The following is a 23484-nucleotide window of genomic DNA, read 5'->3' on the forward strand; positions in this document are numbered from 1 at the left end:
CATCAAGCGTATCATCCCCGCCCTGACCGTAGATCAGATCGTCGCCCGCGCCGCCATCAACCAAGTCGTTGCCTGCGCCCGCATAAACGATGTCATCGCCAGCGCCCGCTTCGATGATGTCATCATTGGCGGTGTCATGGGGCAGGATCGCGTCATCATGATCGACCATATCGCCCTGGGGATCGCCCGTGTAGCTGTAATCAATCAGATCGTCGCCCGAAGTGCCCGAGACGATGCCGTCAAGCGTTTGTTCTTCGACATTGATATGCACAGTCGCACTGTCATAGCCGCCATTGCCATCGGTGATCTTGTAGCAGATATCCGCCGTGCCCGTGAAATCTGCATCAGGTGTAAAGGTGAGCGTGCCATCAGAGTTGACCACAACCGAGCCATTGCTGGCCGTAGGCGTGCCATAGACGCAAAGAGTATCGCCATTCGCATCGGTATCATTGGCCAGCACGTCGATCGTGACGGCGGTGTTGAACGCCGTATCCGCCGTATCGTTGTTCGCGACAGGTTTCACGTTGCAGTGGTGGTGATACTTGCTCATTTTGTCGTCCCCTTACACGCAATCGGGCAATCGGCCCGCGCGCCGTCATTTCTGATGGCGCGGTTGGCAGCGCCGATGTCTCGATAGGGCTCGCGCCCCGATGAATTGACGTGAAGGTTCGGTGGATCCGCGCTTGCATGCAGACAACTTCCCACAGATCAGGCCCAACCGATGTCATCGGCCTGCCTGTCCTAGGTGCGAGTATCGCTACGCTGTTGGGCGCGTCTCGCTGGCAGCTGTCGAACATGCACCCTTGGATGCCGTCCTCTTCACTGGCCACCCCCATGGCCATGATGCCCGGAAATTGGGCATGGGCTGAAAATGAACACAGATGCGCCACAAAGAAAGGGGAATTTGCCGTAGTCTTGCCGCATTTACCCTGATTGGTGCAAAAATATGCTGCACCTGCACATGTCAGAGCCTTCCCCAACGCGGGCATTGTTTCATAAACTCTTAAAAAAATCGGGACGATTCATCGAAAACCTATCTTAAAGGTCACGTTAAGAGGTTGAAAACCATGAAGCCAAGGCGCGAGGCCCAACCGGATTGTATGCGATTTGGAAACGGGCCGCCCGTGCTATCGTTTCCAGATCGCATCCAATTTGTGGCCATAATCGTGACACAGAGCGACAAGGATTGTTCTCGGATTGTGTCCAACAGCGACGAAAATCATCGTTTGTTCCGCCGAATTCGAACCCGCCCCCCGAATCACACACGGATCACGCTGCGTCAACGGAGCGTGATCCGCGCATGCCAGTCCGCTGGCACGCGCTTCACGCGCGGTCTCACAAACAATCAGAATTAGGGGCTGGGCTGGTGCCCGAGGCGAGACTCGAACTCGCACGACTTGCGTCGGCGGATTTTGAATCCGCTGCGTCTACCATTCCGCCACTCGGGCCCAGTGCGCTTCCTCTAGCGAAACCGCGCGGCCATGACAAGCGCTTCGATCACAGATTTCGCACAGAAAATGTGTCGCACTGCCGCAACTCGCCACTCTGGTAACCCCGCTGGAACCAGCGCTGGCGCTGCACCGAGGAGCCGTGGGTGAAACTGTCGGGCATAACCGCCCTGCCCGCCTCGCGTTGCAAGGTATCGTCACCGATCCACGCGGCGGCATTCATCGCCTCGGCAATGTCGCCCGGCTCAACCATGCCGATCTCATCTTGCGCGGCGCGCGCCCAAATTCCGGCGAAACAATCGGCCTGCAATTCGATGCGCACCGAAAGCGCGTTGGATTGCGCCGCCGAGCTTTGCGCGCGCAGATCATTGACCTTACCCAAAATGCCCAACTCATCCTGAACATGATGGGCAACCTCATGGGCCACAACATAGGCGGCGGCGAAATCGCCCTTGGCGCCAAGCTGCTGGCTGAGCGTGTCAAAGAACGCCGTATCGAGATAAACGCGCTTGTCGCCCGGGCAGTAAAACGGCCCCGTCGCGCCGCTGGCATTGCCACAGGCCGACTGCGTCACCCCGCTATAAAGAACCAGCGTCACCGGGTGATAGGTCTTGCCCAGTTGCTGCGTGAATATCCCCTGCCAGACATCTTCGGTATCCGCCAAAGTGACGGACACGAAATCGCCCATGGATTTTTCACGCTCACTCAGCGGCCCGCTTTGTTGCGTCACCGGGCCTTGCTGCGTGCCATCCAACAAAGGCGTCAGATCGACACCAAGGAAATAGCCCACAACCACAATCGCCAAGACGCCCAGCCCACCCTTGCCCAGCCGCACCGTCGTGCCACCCGACATCCGGGATTGCCCGCGACGATCCTCGATATTACGGCTGCCACGCCGCCCCCGCCATTGCATTGCCCTGATCTCCCCTCAAACTTCGGGTGCAGATTAGCGTGATCACGCGCGAGTGAACAGCACCGGCGCGCTTGACCTTGCGCGCGCGCGCAGGCACGAAGCGGATCAGCACAGGCAAACGGGGCCAAGATATATGATCCGGCGTATTTATGACTGGACGATGGCCAAGGCGAGCCATCCCAACGCAATGTGGTTTCTCGCCATCACCGCCTTCGTCGAGGCGTCGGTTTTTCCGATTCCGCCGGATGTGCTGATGATTCCGATGATTCTGGCGACGCCGTGGCGGGCGTGGAAAATCGCGCTGGTGGCGACGGCGGGCTCGGTCGCGGGCGGCTGTCTGGGCTATCTGATCGGCTACGGGTTCATGGATGTGATCGGCAAGCCGATCCTGGAGTTTTACGGCAAGGCGCAAAGTTTTGACGAGCTGGCCCTGCGGTTTAACGAGATGGGCGGCTGGGCGGTGCTGATCGCGGGCGTCACGCCCTTCCCCTATAAGGTCATCACGATCTTTTCAGGCGCAACCCACCTGTCGCCGCCGCTATTTCTGGGCGTATCGGTGCTGGCGCGCGCGCTGCGCTTTTTCATCCTTGCGGGCTTGCTGTGGAAATTCGGCGCGCCCATCAAGACCTTCATCGAGCGCTGGCTCGGCCTTCTGTTCACCCTGTTCGTCGTGCTTTTGATCGGCGGCTTTTACGTGTTGAAATATATCTGATGAGAGATCCCTTCCCGCCGCGCATGTTGATCGGTTACGCCGCCGCCGGCTCGGCCTTTGTTCTGGCCGGCGCGCTGATGTTTCAGGCGATTGGCTATGCGCCCTGCCACCTGTGTATCTGGCAGCGCTGGCCGCATCTGGCCGCCATTGTGATCGGCTTGGCGATCCTTGCGTTCCGCCTGCCCGCTTGGACGGCCCTGCTTGGGATGCTTGCGGCGCTGACGACCTCGGGGCTTGGATTTTATCATTCCGGCGTCGAGCGCCATATCTTCGCAGGCCCTTCTGACTGCACCTCGGGCGCGGTCAGCAGCACGCTATCGGCAGCCGATCTGATGGCACAAATCAACGCCGCCCCCTTGGTGCGCTGCGATGAAATCCCGTGGGAGATGTTTGGCATCACCATGGCAAACCTCAACGCAATCGGCTCGCTTGTGCTGGCAGGGATTTGGCTCTGGGCGTTTCTCAAATCACGCCGCAGCGCCTGAAATTACCACCAGATGCCTCCGGCGGGAGTATTTGAAGCTAGATGAAAGCACGTCCCCCCTTTCATCTAGCCCTAAATACTCCCCGCGGAGCGTCCCAAAAGCGCCCACAGGCGCGCCGCTTCTGCCCTTGGTGATTGCACCCGCCGCTTGGGGCGCGTATAACCTGTCACAACAATATCTAGAGCATCGAGGCGCGCGTGACTGACACTCCTGATCCGCCGGAAATCGAAGAAGAGGGCCCGGCGCGGCCCACCTATCTCGGCCCGACCGTTTCCATCGCACAAGAAATGAAGACCGCTTACCTTGATTACGCCATGAGCGTGATCGTGAGCCGCGCGATTCCCGATTTGCGCGACGGTCTGAAACCGGTTCACCGGCGCATTCTGTATGCGATGCACGAGACCGGCAACACGCATGACAAATCCTATCGCAAATCGGCACGTCCGGTGGGCGATGTGATGGGGAAATATCACCCCCATGGCGACGCCGCTATTTATGACGCGCTGGTGCGGATGGCGCAGCCGTTTTCGATGTCGCTGCCCTTGCTGGATGGTCAGGGTAACTTCGGTTCGATGGATGGCGATAACGCCGCTGCGATGCGCTACACCGAAGTGCGCATGGACAAGCCTGCGGGCGCCCTGCTGGCCGATATCGAAAAAGACACGGTCGATTTTCAAGACAACTACGATGGCAAGGACCGCGAACCCTCGGTTCTGCCCGCGCGTTATCCCAATATGCTCGTCAATGGTGCGGGTGGTATTGCGGTGGGTATGGCCACCAATATTCCTCCCCACAACCTCGGCGAAATTTGCGACGCCACGCTGGCGCTGATCGACAATCCCGACATGTCGGATGAGGCGATCATGGCCATCGTGCCCGCCCCCGATTTCCCGACGGGTGCGCAGATCATGGGGCGTGGCGGTGCGCGCAAAGCCTATCTTGAGGGGCGCGGCTCGGTCATCATTCGCGCCAAATCCCATATCGAGGAAATCCGCAAGGACCGTTTTGCGATCGTCATCGACGAGGTGCCCTATCAGGTCAACAAAGCCTCAATGATCGAGAAAATGGCCGAACTGGTGCGCGACAAGCGCCTTGAGGGCATTTCCAACATCGCCGATGAATCCGATCGCGTCGGCGTGCGCGTTGTGATCGAGTTGAAACGCGATGCGACGCCGGATGTCGTGCTCAACCAGCTGCATCGGTTTACGCAGATGCAAACCTCGTTTGGCTGCAACATGCTGGCGCTGAATGGCGGCAAGCCGGAACAGCTCACACTTCGCCAATTCCTAAGCTATTTCATCACCTTCCGCGAAGAAGTTGTTGCACGCCGCACCGCGTTCGAGCTGCGCAAAGCGCGCGAGCGCAGCCATATCCTGTGCGGTCTCGCCGTAGCGGTCAGTAATGTCGATGAGGTGGTCGCCACGATCCGCGCCTCGACCGACGCCGCGGAGGCGCGCGAGAAACTGATGACGCGGCGCTGGCCGGCCCATGAGATCCTTGAATATCTCAAGCTGATCGACGATCCGCTGCATCCGGTCAACGATGATGGCACCTATAACCTCTCCGAGGCGCAGGCCCGCGCGATTCTTGAATTGCGCCTGCAGCGCCTGACCCAGATCGGCGTTAAGGAAGTCACCGACGAGCTGGCCGAACTGGCGGGCAAGATCCGTGATTTCCTCGCGATCCTCGCCTCACGCGAACGCATTATGGCGATCATCGCTGACGAGCTGCGCGAGGTGAAAGAGCAATTCGCCGTGCCGCGTCGCACCGAGATCATCGACTGGGCGGGCGATCTGGACGACGAAGACCTGATCGAGCGTGAGGACATGGTCGTCACGATCACGCAGGGCGGCTATATCAAACGCACCACCCTGGCCGATTTCCGCACGCAAAAACGCGGTGGCAAGGGGCTGTCGGGTGGCTCGCTGAAAGAGGACGACACCGTCACCACCCTGTTCGTCGCCAACACCCACACGCCGCTGTTGTTCTTCACGACCGAAGGCATGGTCTACAAGATGAAATGCTGGCAGTTGCCGCTGGGCTCGCGTCAGTCCAAAGGCAAGGCGATTGTGAACATCCTGCCAATCCCGACGGGCGTTTCGATTGCCGCGATTATGCCGGTGGATCGCGCCGAGGAAGACTGGGACGATCTGCAAATTGTCTTTGCGACATCTGCTGGAACTGTGCGCCGTAACCGGTTGTCAGACTTCACAAATGTTATGCGCAACGGCAAGATCGCGATGAAGTTCGAGGAAGACGGCGTGCGCCTGATCAATGCGCGCATCTGTTCCGAGGATGACGACGTGATGCTGTTCACCGCCGGGGGCCGCGCGATCCGCTTTGCCGTGCCCGATGTGCGGGTGTTCAACTCGCGCAACTCGGTCGGTGTGCGTGGCATTCGCCTGCGCCCGGGTGATGAGGTCGTGTCGATGTCGGTAATCCGCCACTTCGAGGCCACTTCGGACGAACGCGCCGCCTATCTCAAACAGCGTCGTTTGATGGCAGGTGTGAGTGAAGAGGACACCGCCGATGAGGATGAAGACGGCGTGGCTGAAGGCCAGTTGTCGCCCGAACGCTACGCCGAAATGGCCGCTGCCGAGGATCTGATCCTGACGATCACCGCACAGGGCTCGGGCAAGATCAGTTCGAGCCACGGCTACCCGCTGCGTGGGCGTGGTGGCCAAGGTGTTGGCGCGATTGACAAGGCGATGCGCGGCGGCCTGCTGGTGGCATCCTTCCCCGTCGAGATGAGCGATCAGATCATGCTCGCCACCTCAACCGGCCAGTCGATCCGCTGCCCGGTGCAAGACATCTCGTTCCGCTCGCGCTCCGCAGGCGGTGTGCGCGTGTTCAACACCGCCAAGGGTGAAGAAGTCGTCTCAGTCGCGCGCATTGCCGATCATGGCGATGACGCCGAAGAGGTCGAAGGACTCGCCGAACAGGCCGGCGATGAAGCAGCAGAAAGCTAAACCTGCACCGGGCGGAAAACACGCCCGGGCATATACCATGAGGCAGAACATGAAACAGTGGATTTTTGGCGCGGTCGCTGCGTTGGCCGCAAGCACGGCGCTGACCGCGCAAGCCGCCGAAGTGAGCGGCGCGCAGGTCGGTGTGAGCTATTCCAACCTGACCGGTTCGGCAAGCGACGCCGATAAACTCTCGGCCTTCGGCTCGCTCGAGGTCGCCTTCTCGTCTGCGTTTAGCGTGCAAGGCGACATGGCGCTGAACCGCTTTGGTGGCGTCGATTGGAATGGTGGCATGTTCGCGCTGCACGGGGTCTATCACCCGATGCAGGGCACGGCTGTTGGTGCCTTTGTCGGGCGTGATCGTCTCAATAGCCAGAACGTCGATTTCTACGGTCTCGAGGCCAGCCAAAAGCTGAACATCATCGATCTGGAAGGCTATCTCTGGCACACCGAAACCGGGACGGATGGCACGGCGCTGGGCCTGAGCGGCAGCTACGCGCTTAATGACCGGTTTTCGCTGGGCGGGCGTCTGGATGCGTTCAACGGACGCGGCGATGACTACAACCGGATCGGCGTGACGGCGGATTACAAGCTGGCATCTAGCTACAGCGTTTACGGCGAAATTGGCCGCGTGGATGCGCAGGATGCCGATGCTGAGGGGTATATCGGTCTTGGTGTGCGCGCGACGTTCGGGGCCGGACAAGGCACGACCTTCTCGCAACGCGGACTACAGGATTTGCTGCCCGGCCTTTAAGGCTGCGTTGGCAAAATAGAAAAACTCTGGAAAGCTGCGCTGATTGCAAGCGCAGCTTTTCGCTTATATCAGGCGGATCATGACCCAAGAACTTCACATCGTCGGCGGCGGAATGGCCGGATCAGAAGCGGCCTGGCAGGCGGCAAATGCAGGCGTGCGCGTCGTGCTGCACGAGATGCGCCCCAAGGTCGAAACCTTTGCGCATCAGACGGGCAATTTTGCCGAAATGGTGTGTTCAAATTCGTTTCGTTCTGACGATAATGAACGCAATGCCGTCGGCCAATTGCATTGGGAGATGAGCGCAGCAGGCGGTCTGATCATGGAAATGGCGCGCAATCATCGCCTTCCGGCGGGCGGCGCATTGGCAGTGGATCGCGAGGCGTTTTCGCAATCCGTCACCGAACATCTGCGCGCGCATGACAACATTTCCTTTGTTGAAGAAGAAGTTACAGCCCTTCCTTCAAGCGGCAAATGGATTTTTGCGACCGGGCCTCTGACCTCGCAAGACCTTGGAAGCGCGATCGCTGCGGCTTCGGGGGTTGACCGTTTGGCGTTCTTTGATGCCATCGCCCCGATCGTCTATGCCGACAGCATCGACATGTCCGTAGCGTGGCGGCAATCGCGCTATGACAAGGGCGAGACCGAGGAAGAGCGCACCGCCTATATTAACTGCCCGATGACACATGACCAGTATGAGGCGTTTATCGACGCGCTTCTTGCGGCCGAAAAGACCGAATTCCACGAGGGCGAAACGGCGGGCTATTTCGATGGCTGCCTGCCCATTGAGGTCATGGCCGAACGCGGCCGCGAGACGCTGCGCTTTGGCCCGATGAAGCCTGTCGGCCTAACCAATGATCACGACCCGCAGAACAAACCCTACGCCGTGGTGCAACTGCGCCGCGACAACGCGCTTGGCACGCTCTATAATATCGTCGGCTTTCAGACAAAGATGAAGTATGGCGCGCAAGCCACTGTTTTTCGGATGATTCCCGGGCTACAGGATGCGAAATTCGCGCGACTTGGTGGCATTCACCGCAACACGTTCATCAATTCTCCGACGCTGCTCGACAGCCAAATGCGACTGAAATCGCACCCGCACCTGCGCTTTGCCGGACAGATCACGGGGGTTGAGGGCTACGTCGAAAGCACCGCGATGGGGCTGCTGGCGGGGCGCATGGCTGCAGCGGAACTGCAGGGGCGTGAATTGCCGCCACCCGGCCCTGATACCGCGATGGGCGCGCTGATCACCCATATCACCGGCGGTGCCGAGGCAAAGACCTTCCAGCCGATGAATGTCAATTTCGGGCTGTTTCCGCCGATTGATGCCAAAGGTGGACGGCGTGGGCGCAAAGACCGTTACAAAGCCTATACTGATCGCGCAAAAGAGACGTTTACTCAATGGCTTGAAGGCCAAAGCTAAGGTGATCAGCCGGTTCGCGCCATCGCCCACCGGGCCGCTGCATCTGGGTCACGCCTATAGCGCGCTTTTGGCCCATGACATGGCGCGCAAGGCGGGCGGGCAGTTCCTGCTGCGCATTGAGGATATCGACCAAAGCCGTGCCCGCCCGCATTGGGAAGCACAGATCTACGACGATCTGCGTTGGCTTGGCATCACATGGGACGGGCCGGTGATGCGCCAGTCAGAGCGACTTAACATCTATCGCGAAACCCTTGATAAACTTTGGCAATCTGGATTTCTATATAGCTGCACCTGCACCCGTCGCGATATCGAAGAGGCGGTAAATGCCCCCCAAGAAGGTGCCGCGTTTGGGCCCGACGGGCTGATCTATCCCGGCACTTGTCGCCTAAGCGGTGCTCCGCAACCTGGTCAGCCCTTGCCCGATACCCCCTTGCGGCTGAACATGCTGCGCGCCGCGGGCCCTTGTCACTTTACTGAACTCTGCAAAACCCCAAACGGCGCGCAGCAAATCACATCTGAGCAGATGCAGCGGGATGTGGGCGATATCGTGCTGGCACGGCGTGATATGGGGACGTCCTATCACCTCTCGGTGGTGCTCGATGATGCAGCGCAAGGGATCACGCGTGTCATCCGTGGCGCGGACTTGTTCGAGGCCACAAAAATCCACGTCACGCTACAAAACCTACTTAAGCTTCCAACGCCAAGCTATTGCCATCACAGACTTATTCGTGACGATAATGGCAAACGTCTGGCCAAACGTGACGACGCCCGCGCCATCGCGAAATATCGCCAAGACGGGGCCAGCCCCGAGGACATTCGCGCCATGGTCAGGCTTTAGGCGCTAGTCCTCAATCGGCTTGAGGATCTCGACCTCTTCGCCAGCCCGGATCGCCGTATAAAAACACGAGCGGCGATTGGTGTGACAGGCTGGCCCCACCTGATCGACCAGCAGCAACAGACAATCACGATCACAATCAATCCGCATCTCGCGCAGGGTTTGCAAATGCCCCGAGCTTTCGCCCTTAGCCCAAAGCGCATTTCTCGATCTTGACCAATAGGTTACATGGCCTTTCTCAAGTGTGATCGCAATGCTTTGCGCATTCATCCACGCCATCATGAGCACCTCGCCACTCTGATAATCCTGCGCAATTGCGGGGATCAGACCGTTGGCATCATAGCGCAGGTTGGCAGGATCAAATGGCATCGGCACTTTCCTTTGGGTTGCACTCCCCCTATCTACCCCGGACGGAGTAAAGGGAAAAGCCATGAGCGACGCCGATCTGATCAAACTCTATTCGCAGCGCATTTTAGCGCTGGCCGCCGACATGCCCCGCACCGATCCGCTGATTGCTCCCGATGCGGTGATGCGCAAGCGCGCGCCGCTTTGCGGCTCAACGGTTGAGGTCGCGATCACGCTGCAAGATGGGCGGATCAGCGGCTATAGTCAGACCGTTCATGCCTGCGCTTTGGGGCAGGCCTCGGCGGCGATTTTTGGCGCGCAGGTCGTCGGGTGTTCGCGTGATCAGGTGGCGCGGCTGCGCGATCAGTTGGCGGCGATGCTCAAAGGCGGGCCCGTCCCCGATGCGCCCTTTGGCGAGTATGAGGTGCTGACAGCCGCGCGCGAGTATCCCAATCGTCATGGCTCGATCCTGCTTGCCCCCGAGGCAACGCTCGCGGCTTTTGATAGCGCCATCGCGGCTTAACCCCTTCCTCTTTAACCATAAAAAAACCGCCATCCCGGTAAGGGGATGGCGGCGAGTTTGCGCTTTCGGACAGGCAAAACCTTGGGACAGGCGGGCCGCGTTTGTTTGGGACAGGTGCGGCAAAGCAGAAAGCGCGAGGCAGTAACGTCAGAGGCAAAAGAGGCGAAGGATCACAACAGCCCGGGCAAATAAAGCGCGATCACGAAACTCACGCAAAGCGCGACGCCACCGATGGCATCTTGCAGCAACGTGTTCTGGTTTCTTGCAAAGGCAGCTTTGATTTGTTGGGCCATTTTGGTCTCCTTCATCCCTGTTGCTGCTTTGTTCTCACGTTCTTTACGCTCTGTAAAGAACTTTTTGAGAACATTTGAGAACATTCACCAGAAAAGGGGGATTTAGTCAGCCCACATTGATCAAACGGATCGCCTGATCCTGCCCCATCAACCATAAAAGCTGTCGCGCCGCCTGCCCGCGCGGCCCGCTAAGATCGGGATCGTCGTGCAACAGCTTGCGCGCATCGCTTTGCGCCACCGCCAACAGGCCGGCCTGGCGTTCCAGATCTGCTATGCGAAAGCGCGGCAAGCCAGATTGCGCCGTGCCAATCATATCGCCCGCCCCGCGCATCGCGAGATCTTCCTCGGCGATGCGAAACCCGTCTTCGGTCTCTCGCAAAATGCGCAAGCGGCGTTCGCCCGTCTCACTGAGCGGAGCTTGGTAAATCATCAGGCAGGTGGATGCGGCTGACCCGCGCCCGACGCGCCCGCGAAGCTGGTGAAGCTGCGCCAGACCAAAGCTTTCGGCGCGCTCGATCACCATGATCGAGGCGTTGGGCACGTTCACGCCCACCTCAATCACCGTGGTTGCAACCAGAACAGCCGTGCGCCCCGCCACGAAATCCGCCATCGCGGCGTCTTTTTCCGCCGGTGGCATTTGACCATGCACCAGCCCGACAACGCCCTCGCCCAACTCGGCGCGCAGATGGCGAAACCGATCCTCGGCAGAGATCAGATCGACGCGCTCGCTTTCCTCGACCAGCGGGCAGACCCAATAGGCCTGACGCCCCTCGGCCACGGCACGGCGCAGATGCGCGACCACCTCATCAAGCCGCTCGGTGGCGATCAGAGCTGTCGTGATCGGCTGGCGCCCGGGCGGCTTTTCGTCGAGCAGGCTCACATCCATGTCGCCATATTGCGCCAGTGCAAGCGAGCGCGGGATCGGCGTAGCCGTCATTACCAGACTGTCGACCGCCTGCCCTTTGCTGGCCAATTCCATGCGCTGCGTCACGCCAAAGCGGTGTTGTTCATCGGTGACGGCAAGGCGAAGATCATGAAAAACAACATCTTTTTGAAACACCGCATGCGTGCCAACCAGTATCGCGATCTTGCCCTGCGCCAGATCGGCCAGCTTGCGCGCACGCTCCGTTCCCTTATCGCGCCCGGTCAGCAAATCAAGGCGCACGCCCGCCGCCTGCGCCAAGGGAGCGAGCCCCTCAAGATGCTGGCGCGCGAGGATTTCAGTGGGCGCCATCATCACGCCCTGCCCGCCCGCCTCCACCGCCGTCAGCAGCGCCATGAAGGCGACCAACGTCTTTCCCGCCCCCACATCGCCCTGCAAAAGACGGTTCATTCGGCGCGTCGAGGCCAGATCTCCAGCGATTTCTGCGATCGCACGCGTCTGCGCATTTGTGGGGCTATAAGGAAGCGATTCCAATACCTTGCGCGCCAGAATACCGGTGCCCTGCGTGGCACGTCCCGGCTTGCGCCGCGCTTGCCGACGCGCCAAGGCAAGCGTCAATTGATGAGCAAACAACTCATCATAGGCCAGACGCGCACGCGCGGGCGCTGTACCCATCACATCGTCCAGCCCTTCAGGCGCGTGCGCAGCACTCAACGCAGCATTCCAGTCGGGCCAGCCCTCACGCGCCTTCAGCGCCCCATCAATCCACTCCGTCATCTGCGGCGCAAGCGCGCACGCGGATTGCACCGCCTTGGTCATCAGCTTTTGACTGACCCCCGCGGTGAGCGGATAGATTGGTTCAAACCGTGCGATTTCAGCGGCTTGATCGGGAGGCAGCATGTGATCGGGGTGCACGATCTGCGCCATGCCATCGTAAATCTCAAGCTTGCCCGAGACCACGCGGCGCGCGCCCACCGGCAAATGCCGCGCCAGCCAATCACCACGCGCATGAAAGAAAATCAGCGTCACGTCGATCTCAGAATCGTGGCACATCACCCTGTCCGGCAGGCCCCGCCGACGCGCCGGGATATGGCTGTCGATGGTCAGTTCAACCGTCACCACGCTCCCGGCCGGGACACCTTGCACGGTCTTGACGGGGCGACGGTCGATCACCGAATGGGGCAGCGTGAACAGCAGATCGCGCGGCACGGTTATACCCATCGGCGCAAAGGATTTCGCCGTCTTTTCACCGATCCCGGCCAGCGTTTCGAGCCCCGAAAACAGCGGGAAAAGCGCCTCGGGACGCCCGGTCATGTGCCCTCCGCAAGCGCGATCCAGGCGTCTTCATCAATCACGCGGATGCCCAAATCGGCGGCCTTTTTCGCCTTTGATCCGGCACCGGGGCCTGCGACCAAGATGTCGGTTTTCGCACTGACGGACCCTGCCACCTTGGCACCCAGGCTTTCGGCGCGCGCCTTGGCCTCGGCCCGTGTCATGCGTTCAAGCGAGCCTGTGAATACAACGGTAAGGCCGGAAATTTCGCTGTCGGATTTCGGCTTCTCGGCCTCTTGCACGTCCAGAAAACCGACGAGGCGGTCGATCGAGGCGCGCTCGGCCTCTTGGTGGAAGGTCGCGATGACAGAGGTCGCGAGTGTCGCCCCCACACCATCAATCGAGAGCAAATCCTCCCATTCAGCGCCCTGCCCGATCTCGGCCTGCGTCATCGCGGCCTCAAAAGCGTCCCACGTGCCATAATGGGTCGCCAACAAGCCCGCGCTGGTGTCACCAACGTGGCGGATTCCAAGCCCATAAATAAGCCGAGCGAGCGAGATTTTGCGTTTCTGCTTGATCGCATCAAACAGCTTGAGCGCGGATTTTTCGCCCCAGCCCTCGCGGTTCTTCAATTGCTGCAAGCCCTGCCCGTAGCGGTCTTCGAGCGTGAAAATATCGGCGGGTTCCCGGATCCAGCCGTCTTCGTAAAACGCCTCAACCTGCTTGGCTCCCATGCCATCAATGTCAAAAGCCGCGCGTGAAACGAAATGTTTCAGCTTTTCCACAGCCTGCGCGGGGCAGATCAGACCGCCAGTGCAGCGACGCACGGCATCGCCCTCTTCGCGGATAGCATCCGATCCACAGCGCGGGCATTTCGTTGGAAATTCAAAGGGCTGCGCATCTGCCGGGCGTTTGCTTAGATCGACATCCGCGATTTTCGGGATCACATCCCCGGCGCGGTAAACCTGCACCAGATCGCCAACGCGAATATCACGCCCCTCGCGGATCGGCGCTCCGTGACTGTCGCGGCCAGCGATGTAATCCTCGTTATGCAGAGTGGCGTTCGACACCACGACTCCGCCGACCGTGACCGGCGCAAGACGCGCCACGGGGCTCAGCGCGCCGGTGCGCCCGACTTGAATTTCAATCGCCTCAAGCCGGGTCCAAGCCAATTCAGCGGGAAATTTATGCGCGATTGCCCAACGCGGCGTGGTTGAGCGAAACCCAAGGCGGCGCTGCAGCGCAAGATCGTTGACCTTGTAAACGACGCCGTCAATGTCATAGCCAAGATCGGCGCGCATCGCCTCGATCTGGCGATAGTGATCGAGCATCTCGGCTGGTCCATCGCAGAGCGCTGTCAGCGGATTGGTCTGAAACCCCAGCGCGGCGAGGCGGTCAATCGCCCCCTTTTGCGTGTCGGACAGCGCCTCGGAAACCTCACCCCACGCATAGGCAAAAAATTTCAGCGGGCGCGCGGCGGTGATGCGCGCGTCCAACTGGCGCAACGATCCGGCGGCTGCGTTGCGCGGGTTAGCAAAGACCTTATCGCCTTTTTCTACAGCGCGGGTGTTGAGCGCCTCGAAATCCGCATGCGCCATATAAACCTCGCCGCGCACTTCGAGGATATCGGGCGCCCCGCTCAAGTGGTGGGGAATATCGGCTATCGTGCGCGCATTTTCGGTAACGTTTTCGCCCACGGTCCCGTCGCCGCGCGTCGCGGCATAGACCAGTTCGCCTTGTTCATACCGGATCGACAGCGACAGCCCGTCGATTTTTGGTTCAGCCGTGTAGGCCAGCGCGGCGTCGGCCCCGAGACCCAGAAAGCTGCGAATCGAGTCATCAAATTCGCCCACATCTTCATCCGAGAACGCGTTGGAAAGGCTCATCATGCGCTGCGCATGGGTGATCTTTCCAAAGCCCTCGGCCAGCCCCGCGCCAACTTTTTCACTGGGGCTATCAGCAGATTTCAGATCGGGAAAGCGGGCCTCGATTGCGGCAAGGCGGCGCTTTAGCCGGTCATACTCTGCATCCGAAATCTCGGGCGCGTCTTGCGTGTGGTAGGCTGCGTTCGCCGCCTCAATCTGTGAGATCAGATTGGGCAGCTCAGACTTAGCGTCTGAGCGCGTCAATTCATCGGTCGAGATATTGGTCTGATCGGCCATGAAAACCCCCTCGGTTCGACCCAAGGTTTAGGGCCGCACCAAGGGGGCGTAAAGAGCCGTGACTATGAATCGGTTCAGCGCGCTTAGGCACCCATCGCAATCGGGCGTTCATATTCTTCGGGATCGGGATCGCGCAGGACATAGCCACGCCCCCAAACCGTTTCAATATAATTGTCGCCATCCGTGGCATCGGCCATTTTCTTGCGCAACTTACAGATAAAGACGTCGATGATTTTCAGTTCAGGCTCATCCATCCCGCCGTATAGATGGTTGAGGAACATTTCCTTGGTCAGCGTCGTGCCCTTACGCAGGCTCAACAGCTCTAGCATCTGGTATTCCTTGCCCGTCAGATGCACAGGTTTGCCCGCAACATCGACCGTTTTGGCATCCAGATTGACCGACACCTTGCCGGTGCGGATGATGGATTGCGCGTGCCCCTTGGAGCGACGGATGATCGCATGAATACGCGCCACCAATTCCTCACGATGGAACGGTTTGGTCATGTAATCATCGGCACCCGAGCCAAAACCCTTGATTTTGTTCTCGGTATCATCTGAGCCAGTCAGGATCAGGATCGGCGTGTCCACCTTAGACAGGCGCAACTGGCGCAGAACCTCATGCCCGTTCATGTCGGGCAGGTTCAGATCCAGCAAGATCAGATCGTAATCATACAATTTCGCAAGATCGATCCCTTCCTCGCCAAGGTCAGTGCAATAAACATTCAAATTCGCATGGGTGAGCATTAATTCAATGCTGCGCGACGTGGTTGGATCGTCCTCCACCAACAAAATCCGCATCTTGGGTTCTCCGCGTTAATCCCTCGGTCAGGAGTGACCCTGACACCAATTGGTTAATACCCGGTTACCATCGCACGGTTTCGCGATCATGCAACCTAAAGTTGTCTATATTTTTGGATCGCGGTCACTTTTAATCCCTTCAAGCCGTGCTTTTTAATTGCATCAATCCAGATATCCAGCTCTTCGTCGGACAGTTCATAGCGATCAATCACCTCGCCGCGCTCGATCAACCCATGGGCGAGCGCCTGAACAATCAGCGCTTTGCGGCTGGCAACCCAGCGTCGTGTCTGGGCCGGCGGCAGGTCGGCGCGCGTCAGGATCGTGCCATCAGGCAAGGTCACAGCACGCGGACCATCGACTTTCTTGAGATACATTGGACACCCCTTTTCTCTCTTCACGCAGGCAGTTTGCGCCATCAGCCTTAACACTGAGTGAAACAGAGGGTTGTGAGTGCCTCGCATTTTCCTATATTTCTGCGGGTCTGGTTAAGGGTTCGTTCAACATGCCTAAAGATTTGCCACTCAACTCGCTGGGATTTGCCAAGCCCCCCGCACAAACGCGTGTCGTCGTTGCCATGTCGGGCGGCGTCGATAGCTCGGTCGTGGCCGCGCAACTGGCCGAGGAAGGCTATGATGTGATCGGCGTAACCTTGCAGCTTTACGATCACGGCGCGGCGCTGGCGAAAAAAGGCGCGTGCTGTGCAGGTCAGGACATCCACGATGCGCGCCGCGTGGCCGAGGAGATGGGCTTTCCCCATTACGTGCTTGATTACGAAAACACCTTCCGCGAGGCGGTGATTGATGAATTCGCAGACGCCTATCTGGGCGGGGCCACGCCCGTGCCCTGCATCCGCTGCAACGAGCGGGTGAAGTTCAAGGATCTGCTGGAGACCGCCAAAGATCTGGACGCCGATTGCATGGCGACGGGGCATTACATTCAGCGCAAGATCGGCGAACAGGGCCCCGAGCTGCACAGCGCCGCCGATCCGAACCGTGATCAAAGCTATTTCCTGTTCTCGACCACGCCCGAGCAGCTTGCCTATCTGCGCTTCCCACTTGGCCATCTGCCCTCCAAAGACGCAACCCGCGCGCTGGCGGCGAAATACGGGCTGGCGGTGGCGGATAAGCCCGACAGTCAGGATATTTGTTTCGTGCCCAATGGCGATTATGCCAGCGTGATCGAAAAGCTGCGCCCCGGTGCGGCCGATCCCGGCGATATCGTGGATATGGCGGGCAACGTTCTGGGCCAGCATCGCGGCGTGATCCATTATACGATCGGGCAGCGGCGCGGGCTTGGCATTGGCGGGCTGGAAGACCCGCTTTACGTGGTCAAGCTTGACCCCGACACCCGCCATGTCGTCGTCGGCCCGAAAGAGGCGCTTACGACCCGCATCATCCCGGTGCGCGAGATCAACTGGCTCGGCGATGAGGCCTTCACCTCGCGCAAGGAATGGCACCTCTCGGTCAAGGTGCGATCAACTCGCCCGCCGCGCGAGGCGATCATCCGCCCGCTTTCCGAGACGACGGCAGAGGTCGAACTGCTGGTCCCCGAAGAGGGCGTCAGCCCCGGTCAGGCCTGCGTCTTCTACGCTCCTGATGACAGCCGCATCTTTGGCGGCGGCTGGATCTGGAAGGGCTGAGGCGCGCCTTACGCGGCGTCACAATCCGGCACGCACAGGTGAGAGAAGTTGAGTTGTGTGCCCGTGCGAGGCCTCTTATCGCATGAGTCATTCAACTCAAAAAGGTTCTTGCCATGTCACGTTCCCTGATGACCGCAGCGCTGATGATCGCGCTGGCCACGCCTGCGCTTGCCCAGACCGCAGACACAACGTCTAGCCCAAACGTAACGATGCCCGATCTGCAAACGATCACGCCCGACACCAGCACTTACGAGCAACGTGAGGTCGCAGCCAAGCCCTATGCGGAGCTCGCAGTAAAGGAAATGAACATCCCCAAAATGGTTTCGACGATGTGGCAACCGTTCGTAGGTCTTGCTGCGAAAAAGGGCCATCCGCTGGACGATAAGCAGAAGGCCGCGCTGGATGCGCTTTATCAGAAAACATTTGACGGCCCGATGCGTGACGCGATGTTAAATGAGAACCAAGTGATCGCCAAAGCCTTCACAATGCAGGAAATTCAGGCGATGAATGCGTTTTATACAAGCCCGATCGGGCGGTCTATACTGACGAAAATGCCCCAAGTGATGACCGCCATACAGCCCGAGATCAGCGCGATGGTCCAGAAGACGATGCCCAAGATCATGCCCGAGATCAAGGCGATCATCGACCCGAAAAAGAAATAGATAGGACCCTGCGGCGGGCCATAGCCCCGCCGCCACACAGCTTCAGCCCCTGTCTTAGACCGGCACATCGGATAGGCTGACACCGGACTTCTCAGTCGCAGAACGCGCTTTGCCCGAGGCAGCTTGCGCGATCGCCTCGCTTTCTTCGCTCGCCGAGCGCACCGCCTGCTCGGTCAGCCCGCTGACCGACGTCGCAAGCTTGGCCATCTGCGTGCCGTAGTCGGTCATCGTGCATTGCCAGTACTCGCCCCAAAGGCTCATCGCCTTCATCGGATCACGCCGCTCAGCAAGCGCGTGCAGCAGCTTCTGATCACACTCAAAGCGCATTCTCAGAAACGAGAGCATCTCGATATTCTGCGCGATCAGCTTTTCCGCCATGTGCAGATGCGGTGTCATCATTTGCGAGACACTCTGTGCGTCTGGCATCGGGATACTTCCAGCCGCATTCATATTGGTCGCAGATTTAGGTGTCGCCATGTCATCCTCCATAGGTTGAACGCATGATATTAGCACAGTTTGCAAGACGCGCATTTGACATGTGACAACTTCCAGCGCTTTCGGCGTTTAGTCGCCACTCTTTCCCGATCACGCCCGATCGCTGCCATGTCACGTTGACGGGAGAGCGCTGAAATATAGGAACCGCTGCATCTGCGCATCAGTTTGCCCCATGAAAAGACATAGCGTTAAGTGAAGGAGAGTGGTCCAATGGATACAAGCAAAAATAAACCGCAGGTTGTTGTTTTAGGTGGCAATTTCGCAGGTCTGGGCGCGGCGCAAAAGATCCGCGAATATGCCGGGGACGCGTGTGATATCACGTTGATCGACCGCAAAGCCTATCTCGATTTCATTCCCAACATTTCGCTTGAAGCGTTCGAGGGGCGCGACCCGTCGGTGACGATGCATATGGATCTGGTCGATGCCTTGGCCAAGGACGACATCCGCTTCATGCAGGCCGAGATCACCGAGCTGGATATCGACGCCAAAACCGTTTCGATTATCCCCAACGAGCGCCCCGGCGCGCCGAAATACACGATAAGCTACGATTACGTCGTGATCGCGCTGGGTGCGCGTCTGGCCTATGACGACATCGAAGGTTTCGCCGAATATGGCCACGCCGTCTCAGATGCGTTCCAAGCCAATCGTCTGATGGATTACCTCAAGAACGACTATAAAGGCGGGCCGATTGTCGTCGGTTCGGATCGCTTCGAGCAGGGCCAAAAGGGTCGCCCCGATTGGCTGCCCACCGCACTGGCCGCCTGCGAAGGTCCGCCCGTCGAGGTCTCGCTCTCGCTCGGCCATTGGCTGAGCGAAAATAACAAAGGTGGCCCGAAAGACATCACCATCTTCACCCCCGCCGAGCTGATTGCCGAGGATGCAGGCGAGAAAGTGGTCGGCGCGCTGCTGGAAGCGGCGGGGTCAATGGGGTTCAACTATGTCAACAAGGTCGAGGGGATCAAACGCATCACCGCCGACACGATTGAATTCACCGACGGGCGCAGCCTGCCTGCCGAGTTAAAGGTACTGCTGCCCAACTGGAAGCCGCACGCGTTCCTCAAGGGGCTGTCGGTCAGCGATGAGGTCGGCTTCATCATCACCGATATGCGCATGCGCAACCCCGATCACCCCGAGGTGTTTGCCTGCGGCGATGCGGCGGCGCTGACCGTGCCGAAACTCGGCGCAATCGGGCATCAGGAATGCGATGTCGTGGGCCGTCAGATCGCGGGCGATCTGGGCAAGATGAGCAAGAAAGACGCCGATGTCGATTGGCACCCTGAAGTTATCTGCATCGGCGATATGGGCGGCGGCAAGGGCTTTTATATCCACGCAACCTCGTTCTTTGGAGGCGACATTCAGGAACTGCGCATGGGCAAAATGCCCTATATGCAAAAGATCGCCTACAAAGAGATCTTTTTCCGCAACAAAGGCCGCGTGCCAAGCTGGGGCGTGCCTATTTCAGAATGGAGCCTTGAATCCCTCATGCCGGGCAAGACCTGAGCCAAAACTCAGCGCGATTGCCCCAGGCTGTCGCCCCCCCATACGGGCGCGTCACGCTTGAGATGCTCTCTCCCGCCTCAAGCGTAACCACCCGTCCCGAGCCGCCCCCGCGCGCTGCTTTCTCTTCGGCCTGCGGGGGGCGGGTTCGCCCGTTAACTCTGTCTCTCCCACCTGCCCGCCCCGTAAAACGGGCGGGCTTTTTCACGTATTCTCATGCGCGCACACATGCCCGTGTCGTGCAGGAACAACAGCACGCGCGCAGGGTTCCTTTGATGTCACGTCAGTGAAACTCAGTGCGAGGAGCCATTCCAATGGCACGAAGCGACCCCACCCGAACAAGCCGCAAATCCCGCAACCGCGAAGTGCTTGGCCAGACCCGCCGCCACGCAGCCCATATCCCGATCCACATCCCCGAACAGGCAAAGGACCGCCACAAGGTGCTGGTGCTGCAAGGGGGCGGCGCGCTGGGGGCCTATCAAGCGGGCGCATTCGAGGCGCTGGCCGAATCCGGCCTTAGCCCCGACTGGGTCGCGGGGATCTCGATTGGCTCGATCAACTGCGCGCTGATCGCGGGCAATCCGCCGGGAAACCGCGTCGCGGCCCTGCGCGAATTTTGGGAAAATGCCAGCAGGACCACCGCCAGCCTGCCCTTCGTGCCCACAGGCATCGCACGCGGGCCTTGGAACAGCGTCTCGTCCCTGGAGTCCATGATGTTCGGCGTGCCGGGTTTCTTTCGTCCGCGCTTCCCCTCGGCCTGGTTCACCAAATTCACCGACCCGACAAAGGTCAGCTTTTACGACACCGCCCCTTTGCGCGAGACGCTGGAGCGGCTGGTGGATTTTGAATTGCTCAATAACGGGCCGGTGCGCGTCAGCCTTGGTGCAGTTAATGTCGAGACCGGCAACCTGACCTATTTCGATAGTGAAGATACCCGGATCACGCCTGATCATGTGATGGCTTCGGGCGCGCTGCCGCCGGGCTTTCCACCGGTTGAAATTGACGGCGCGCTCTATTGGGATGGCGGTTTGGTGTCAAACGCGCCGCTGCAATACGTGCTTGAGGACGGTTTGCAACTGAGCCACGCGCAAGGAAATTGCCCGCCGCTTCTGATCTATCAGGTTGATCTGTTCCCGGCCACGGGCGAGGCCCCGGCAACGCTTGCAGGTATCGAGACGCGTGAGAAAGACATTCAGTTTTCATCACGGACCCGTGCCGCAACTGACCGGATGAAAGACTTGTCGCGCGTCTCAAAACTCGCGTGCAAACTGGCCGAAAAGCTCCCGCCCGAGATGCGCGACGATCCCGATCTAAAACTGCTGATGGGCGCGGCCGCAAATTCGGACGTGACCGTCATTCACCTGATTTATCGACATTTTGCCTATGAAAATGGCTCAAAGGATTATGAATTTTCGCGCCCTTCAATGCTGGAGCATTGGCAATCGGGAAGCCGCGACGTGCAGCGCAGCCATGCCAATGCCGATTGGGAGACGCTTCTGGCTTCCGGTGAAGGCATGAAAGCCTTTGATCTCAGCCTGCTATAACCTCAGTTTGGAGACCTCCCATGAACCAACAAGATGTTGTCAAGAACGCTTTCGCAATGCCCCTCACCAGCCCCGCGTTTCCCCCCGGCCCCTATCGCTTTATCAACCGCGAATTTTTCACCATCACCTATCGCACCGACCCTAAGTTGTTGCGCGACGTGGTGCCCGAACCGCTGGTGCCCAATCCCGACGGCTTGGTGAAATTCGAGTTTATCCGGATGCCCAATTCCACCGGTTTTGGCGATTATACCGAAAGCGGGCAGGTCATTCCGGTCACGTTTGACGGGCAAGAGGGCGGTTATTCCCACGCGATGTATCTTGATGACGAGGCCCCGATTGCGGGCGGGCGTGAGCTATGGGGATTTCCCAAAAAGCTCGGCTCGCCGAAACTGAGCGTGCATAAGGATACGCTGCTGGGCACGCTCGATGTCGGCCCCGTGCGTATTGCCACCGCAACGATGGGGTTCAAATACACGGCGATGGATCACGCCGAGGCCAAGGCCGCCGTTGAAGCCCCCGCCTTCCTGCTCAAGATCATCCCGCATGTCGATTGCACCCCGCGGATCTGCGAACTGGTGCGCTATCGCTCGGAAGATGTGACCGTGAAAGGCGCATGGTCCGCCCCTGCCCGGCTGGAGCTGTTCGAACACGCCCTTGCCCCGGTCGCCGACCTGCCAGTGCGTGAGATGGTCTCGGCCGTTCATATCCTCACCGATCTGACGCTGGGTCTGGGCACGGTCGTGCATGACTACCTCGACTGAGGAAAATTTCAGAAGTAACTTAAGGAGTTCTACTATGTCCCTCGATCTGAAAGATAAAACCTGTATCATCACCGGCTCTGCCTCGGGGATCGGCAAGGCGATTGCGAAGCGTTATGTGGCGGGCGGCGCCAAGGTCGCGATTGCCGATCTCAAGCTGGAGGATGCACAATCCACCGCCGATGAGTTGAACGCCCAAGGCCCCGGCAGCGCGATGGCGGTGAAAATGGACGTCACCGACGAGGATCAGGTTAATGCGGGCGTCAAGGCTGTGGCCGAGAAATGGGGAACGATTGACGTTCTGGTGTCAAACGCGGGCATCCAGATCGTCCACCCGGTCGAGGATTTTCCCTTCAAGGATTGGAAAAAACTGCTCTCGATCCACCTTGATGGCGGCTTTTTGACCTCTAAGGCCGTGATCCCCTACATGAAAAAACAGGGGGCCGGATCGATCATCTTCATGGGCTCGGTCCACTCCAAAGAGGCCTCGGCGCTCAAATCCGCCTATGTCACGGCCAAGCACGGGCTGCTGGGTCTGGCGCGGGTGATCTCGAAGGAGGGTGGCAAATACGGCGTGCGTTCCAATGTGATCTGCCCCGGATTCGTGAAAACCCCACTTGTGGAAAAACAGATCCCCGAGCAGGCGAAAGATCTGGGCATTTCCGAAGAAGAGGTCGTCAATGACGTCATGCTTGGCGGCACTGTCGATACCGAATTCACCACGGTCGAGGACGTGGCCGAAGTGGCCTATATCTTCGCGGCCTTCCCCACCAATGCGCTGACCGGGCAAAGTCTGGTGGTCAGCCACGGCTGGTACATGAACTAAGCGCAGGTCGGCGCGATGAAGTGATGGAGGCTTAAATGGTTTACTCTGGTTCAATGGCCATGCTTGCGCCGATCATGGCGCTGTTTGCAGGGGTGCTTATCTTGATATTTCCGCGCCTCCTAAGCTACATCGTGGCGGTCTATCTGATCGCGATTGGTCTGGCGGGATTGTTCCCGATGATGATGATTTCCGGGCCGATGGGATGACTTGTGCCAAACATGCGCTAACTGCCCTAGCGCATGTTTTAAAATTTAA

Annotated in this window: 23 protein-coding genes and 1 tRNA gene; 14 read left to right on the forward strand and 10 right to left on the reverse strand. The window is 59.2% G+C overall.

Translation table 11 applies throughout. From position 1 onward, the window contains the following. From DT23_RS05480 to ypfJ, 3 genes are all read right to left on the reverse strand, one after another. Nucleotides 1-550 (reverse strand): cadherin-like domain-containing protein (locus tag DT23_RS05480; RefSeq protein ID WP_164492071.1); only part of this gene is annotated, 550 nt, incomplete at its 3' end. An 814-nt stretch (nucleotides 551-1364) separates the two neighbouring features. After that, nucleotides 1365-1448 (reverse strand) — tRNA-Leu (locus tag DT23_RS05485). A gap of 49 nt (nucleotides 1449-1497) precedes the next feature. Further along, a complete protein-coding gene (gene ypfJ, locus DT23_RS05490) occupies nucleotides 1498-2361 on the reverse strand; it encodes a KPN_02809 family neutral zinc metallopeptidase (protein ID WP_038129164.1) in 864 nt (287 codons plus the stop codon). 133 nt (nucleotides 2362-2494) lie between these two features. Here ypfJ and DT23_RS05495 point away from each other — a divergent pair, with 133 nt between their 5' ends. The 6 genes from DT23_RS05495 to gluQRS all read left to right on the forward strand — a co-directional run bounded on the left by DT23_RS05495 (nucleotide 2495) and on the right by gluQRS (nucleotide 9536). After that, nucleotides 2495-3073 carry a YqaA family protein gene (locus DT23_RS05495; protein ID WP_038129167.1) on the forward strand — a complete coding sequence of 193 codons (579 nt, stop codon included), beginning with the start codon at nucleotides 2495-2497 and terminating at the stop codon, nucleotides 3071-3073. Continuing rightward, nucleotides 3073-3558 (forward strand): disulfide bond formation protein B, encoded by a 486-nt coding sequence (locus DT23_RS05500; RefSeq protein ID WP_051697068.1) that lies wholly within the window; start codon nucleotides 3073-3075, stop codon nucleotides 3556-3558. Before DT23_RS05495 ends, DT23_RS05500 begins: the two co-directional genes overlap by 1 nt. A 197-nt stretch (nucleotides 3559-3755) precedes the next feature. After that, nucleotides 3756-6527 carry a DNA gyrase subunit A gene (gene gyrA / locus DT23_RS05505; protein ID WP_038129169.1) on the forward strand — a complete coding sequence of 924 codons (2772 nt, stop codon included), beginning with the start codon at nucleotides 3756-3758 and terminating at the stop codon, nucleotides 6525-6527. Nucleotides 6528-6576: 49 nt separating this feature from the next. Further along, nucleotides 6577-7278: a porin gene (locus tag DT23_RS05510; RefSeq protein ID WP_038129170.1), complete on the forward strand. Its 702-nt coding sequence runs from the start codon at nucleotides 6577-6579 to the stop codon at nucleotides 7276-7278. A gap of 79 nt (nucleotides 7279-7357) precedes the next feature. After that, complete coding sequence (trmFO, locus tag DT23_RS05515; RefSeq protein ID WP_038129279.1) at nucleotides 7358-8698, forward strand: methylenetetrahydrofolate--tRNA-(uracil(54)-C(5))-methyltransferase (FADH(2)-oxidizing) TrmFO; 1341 nt, start codon at nucleotides 7358-7360, stop codon at nucleotides 8696-8698. Between the two features lies 1 nt (nucleotide 8699). After that, a complete protein-coding gene (gluQRS, locus tag DT23_RS05520) occupies nucleotides 8700-9536 on the forward strand; it encodes a tRNA glutamyl-Q(34) synthetase GluQRS (protein WP_038129171.1) in 837 nt (278 codons plus the stop codon). Nucleotides 9537-9539: 3 nt separating this feature from the next. Here the strand turns inward: gluQRS and hisI are convergent, their stop codons facing one another. Beyond that, nucleotides 9540-9902, reverse strand: a complete 363-nt coding sequence (gene hisI, locus DT23_RS05525) for a phosphoribosyl-AMP cyclohydrolase (protein ID WP_038129173.1) — start codon at nucleotides 9900-9902, stop codon at nucleotides 9540-9542. Between the two features lie 61 nt (nucleotides 9903-9963). Between hisI and DT23_RS05530 the strand changes: the two genes are divergently transcribed. After that, nucleotides 9964-10401, forward strand: coding sequence for an iron-sulfur cluster assembly scaffold protein (locus DT23_RS05530; protein ID WP_038129174.1), 438 nt, complete (start codon nucleotides 9964-9966; stop codon nucleotides 10399-10401). A 170-nt stretch (nucleotides 10402-10571) separates the two neighbouring features. Here the strand turns inward: DT23_RS05530 and DT23_RS20145 are convergent, their stop codons facing one another. The 5 genes from DT23_RS20145 to sciP form a co-directional block, all read right to left on the reverse strand. Then, entirely contained in the window at nucleotides 10572-10694 is a 123-nt protein-coding gene (locus DT23_RS20145) for a hypothetical protein (RefSeq protein ID WP_276202211.1), read from the reverse strand. A gap of 106 nt (nucleotides 10695-10800) precedes the next feature. Then, a complete protein-coding gene (gene recG / locus DT23_RS05535) occupies nucleotides 10801-12891 on the reverse strand; it encodes an ATP-dependent DNA helicase RecG (RefSeq protein WP_038129176.1) in 2091 nt (696 codons plus the stop codon). After that, complete coding sequence (ligA, locus tag DT23_RS05540) at nucleotides 12888-15011, reverse strand: NAD-dependent DNA ligase LigA (protein ID WP_038129177.1); 2124 nt, start codon at nucleotides 15009-15011, stop codon at nucleotides 12888-12890. The genes recG and ligA overlap by 4 nt, the downstream gene beginning before the upstream one ends. A gap of 83 nt (nucleotides 15012-15094) precedes the next feature. Further along, a complete protein-coding gene (ctrA, locus tag DT23_RS05545; protein WP_038129178.1) occupies nucleotides 15095-15808 on the reverse strand; it encodes a response regulator transcription factor CtrA in 714 nt (237 codons plus the stop codon). Between the two features lie 95 nt (nucleotides 15809-15903). Continuing rightward, a complete protein-coding gene (sciP, locus tag DT23_RS05550) occupies nucleotides 15904-16182 on the reverse strand; it encodes a CtrA inhibitor SciP (RefSeq protein ID WP_038129180.1) in 279 nt (92 codons plus the stop codon). Nucleotides 16183-16310: 128 nt separating this feature from the next. On the opposite strand from sciP, the gene mnmA reads away from it, so the two are divergent. Then, nucleotides 16311-17447 (forward strand): tRNA 2-thiouridine(34) synthase MnmA, encoded by a 1137-nt coding sequence (gene mnmA, locus DT23_RS05555; RefSeq protein ID WP_038129183.1) that lies wholly within the window; start codon nucleotides 16311-16313, stop codon nucleotides 17445-17447. Between the two features lie 113 nt (nucleotides 17448-17560). Continuing rightward, nucleotides 17561-18109: a DUF2059 domain-containing protein gene (locus DT23_RS05560; RefSeq protein WP_081846935.1), complete on the forward strand. Its 549-nt coding sequence runs from the start codon at nucleotides 17561-17563 to the stop codon at nucleotides 18107-18109. A 54-nt stretch (nucleotides 18110-18163) separates the two neighbouring features. Here the strand turns inward: DT23_RS05560 and DT23_RS05565 are convergent, their stop codons facing one another. After that, nucleotides 18164-18586 (reverse strand): phasin family protein, encoded by a 423-nt coding sequence (locus DT23_RS05565; RefSeq protein ID WP_162177179.1) that lies wholly within the window; start codon nucleotides 18584-18586, stop codon nucleotides 18164-18166. 228 nt (nucleotides 18587-18814) lie between these two features. On the opposite strand from DT23_RS05565, the gene DT23_RS05570 reads away from it, so the two are divergent. The 5 genes from DT23_RS05570 (at nucleotide 18815) to DT23_RS18920 (ending at nucleotide 23435) form a co-directional block, all read left to right on the forward strand. Next, entirely contained in the window at nucleotides 18815-20104 is a 1290-nt protein-coding gene (locus tag DT23_RS05570; RefSeq protein ID WP_038129190.1) for an NAD(P)/FAD-dependent oxidoreductase, read from the forward strand. A 311-nt stretch (nucleotides 20105-20415) separates the two neighbouring features. Beyond that, nucleotides 20416-21645 carry a patatin-like phospholipase family protein gene (locus tag DT23_RS05575; protein WP_081846939.1) on the forward strand — a complete coding sequence of 410 codons (1230 nt, stop codon included), beginning with the start codon at nucleotides 20416-20418 and terminating at the stop codon, nucleotides 21643-21645. 20 nt (nucleotides 21646-21665) lie between these two features. Next, a complete protein-coding gene (locus DT23_RS05580) occupies nucleotides 21666-22406 on the forward strand; it encodes an acetoacetate decarboxylase (protein WP_038129192.1) in 741 nt (246 codons plus the stop codon). Between the two features lie 34 nt (nucleotides 22407-22440). Next, the gene (locus DT23_RS05585; RefSeq protein WP_038129194.1) at nucleotides 22441-23229 is read left to right on the forward strand and encodes a 3-hydroxybutyrate dehydrogenase; all 789 of its coding nucleotides are present in this window, start codon (nucleotides 22441-22443) and stop codon (nucleotides 23227-23229) included. Nucleotides 23230-23264: 35 nt separating this feature from the next. Beyond that, nucleotides 23265-23435, forward strand: a complete 171-nt coding sequence (locus DT23_RS18920) for a DUF3096 domain-containing protein (RefSeq protein ID WP_081846941.1) — start codon at nucleotides 23265-23267, stop codon at nucleotides 23433-23435. Nucleotides 23436-23484: the final 49 nt, after the last annotated feature.

It is taken from the genome of Thioclava indica, assembly GCF_000714545.1.
In the GTDB taxonomy this organism is placed as follows: domain Bacteria; phylum Pseudomonadota; class Alphaproteobacteria; order Rhodobacterales; family Rhodobacteraceae; genus Thioclava; species Thioclava indica.

Coding starts and splice junctions, on each gene's coding strand:
- DT23_RS05575 (WP_081846939.1), top strand. CDS start 20,416: ATGGCACGAAGCGACCCCACCCGAACAAGCCGCAAATCCCGCAACCGC.
- DT23_RS05495 (WP_038129167.1), top strand. CDS start 2,495: ATGATCCGGCGTATTTATGACTGGACGATGGCCAAGGCGAGCCATCCC.
- DT23_RS05560 (WP_081846935.1), top strand. CDS start 17,561: ATGTCACGTTCCCTGATGACCGCAGCGCTGATGATCGCGCTGGCCACG.
- ligA (WP_038129177.1), bottom strand. CDS start 15,011: ATGGCCGATCAGACCAATATCTCGACCGATGAATTGACGCGCTCAGAC.
- mnmA (WP_038129183.1), top strand. CDS start 16,311: ATGCCTAAAGATTTGCCACTCAACTCGCTGGGATTTGCCAAGCCCCCC.
- DT23_RS05570 (WP_038129190.1), top strand. CDS start 18,815: ATGGATACAAGCAAAAATAAACCGCAGGTTGTTGTTTTAGGTGGCAAT.
- ypfJ (WP_038129164.1), bottom strand. CDS start 2,361: ATGCAATGGCGGGGGCGGCGTGGCAGCCGTAATATCGAGGATCGTCGC.
- sciP (WP_038129180.1), bottom strand. CDS start 16,182: ATGTATCTCAAGAAAGTCGATGGTCCGCGTGCTGTGACCTTGCCTGAT.
- DT23_RS18920 (WP_081846941.1), top strand. CDS start 23,265: ATGGTTTACTCTGGTTCAATGGCCATGCTTGCGCCGATCATGGCGCTG.
- DT23_RS05565 (WP_162177179.1), bottom strand. CDS start 18,586: ATGGCGACACCTAAATCTGCGACCAATATGAATGCGGCTGGAAGTATC.
- DT23_RS05530 (WP_038129174.1), top strand. CDS start 9,964: ATGAGCGACGCCGATCTGATCAAACTCTATTCGCAGCGCATTTTAGCG.
- DT23_RS05510 (WP_038129170.1), top strand. CDS start 6,577: ATGAAACAGTGGATTTTTGGCGCGGTCGCTGCGTTGGCCGCAAGCACG.
- DT23_RS05500 (WP_051697068.1), top strand. CDS start 3,073: ATGAGAGATCCCTTCCCGCCGCGCATGTTGATCGGTTACGCCGCCGCC.
- DT23_RS20145 (WP_276202211.1), bottom strand. CDS start 10,694: ATGGCCCAACAAATCAAAGCTGCCTTTGCAAGAAACCAGAACACGTTG.
- hisI (WP_038129173.1), bottom strand. CDS start 9,902: ATGCCATTTGATCCTGCCAACCTGCGCTATGATGCCAACGGTCTGATC.
- DT23_RS05580 (WP_038129192.1), top strand. CDS start 21,666: ATGAACCAACAAGATGTTGTCAAGAACGCTTTCGCAATGCCCCTCACC.
- trmFO (WP_038129279.1), top strand. CDS start 7,358: ATGACCCAAGAACTTCACATCGTCGGCGGCGGAATGGCCGGATCAGAA.
- recG (WP_038129176.1), bottom strand. CDS start 12,891: ATGACCGGGCGTCCCGAGGCGCTTTTCCCGCTGTTTTCGGGGCTCGAA.
- ctrA (WP_038129178.1), bottom strand. CDS start 15,808: ATGCGGATTTTGTTGGTGGAGGACGATCCAACCACGTCGCGCAGCATT.
- DT23_RS05585 (WP_038129194.1), top strand. CDS start 22,441: ATGTCCCTCGATCTGAAAGATAAAACCTGTATCATCACCGGCTCTGCC.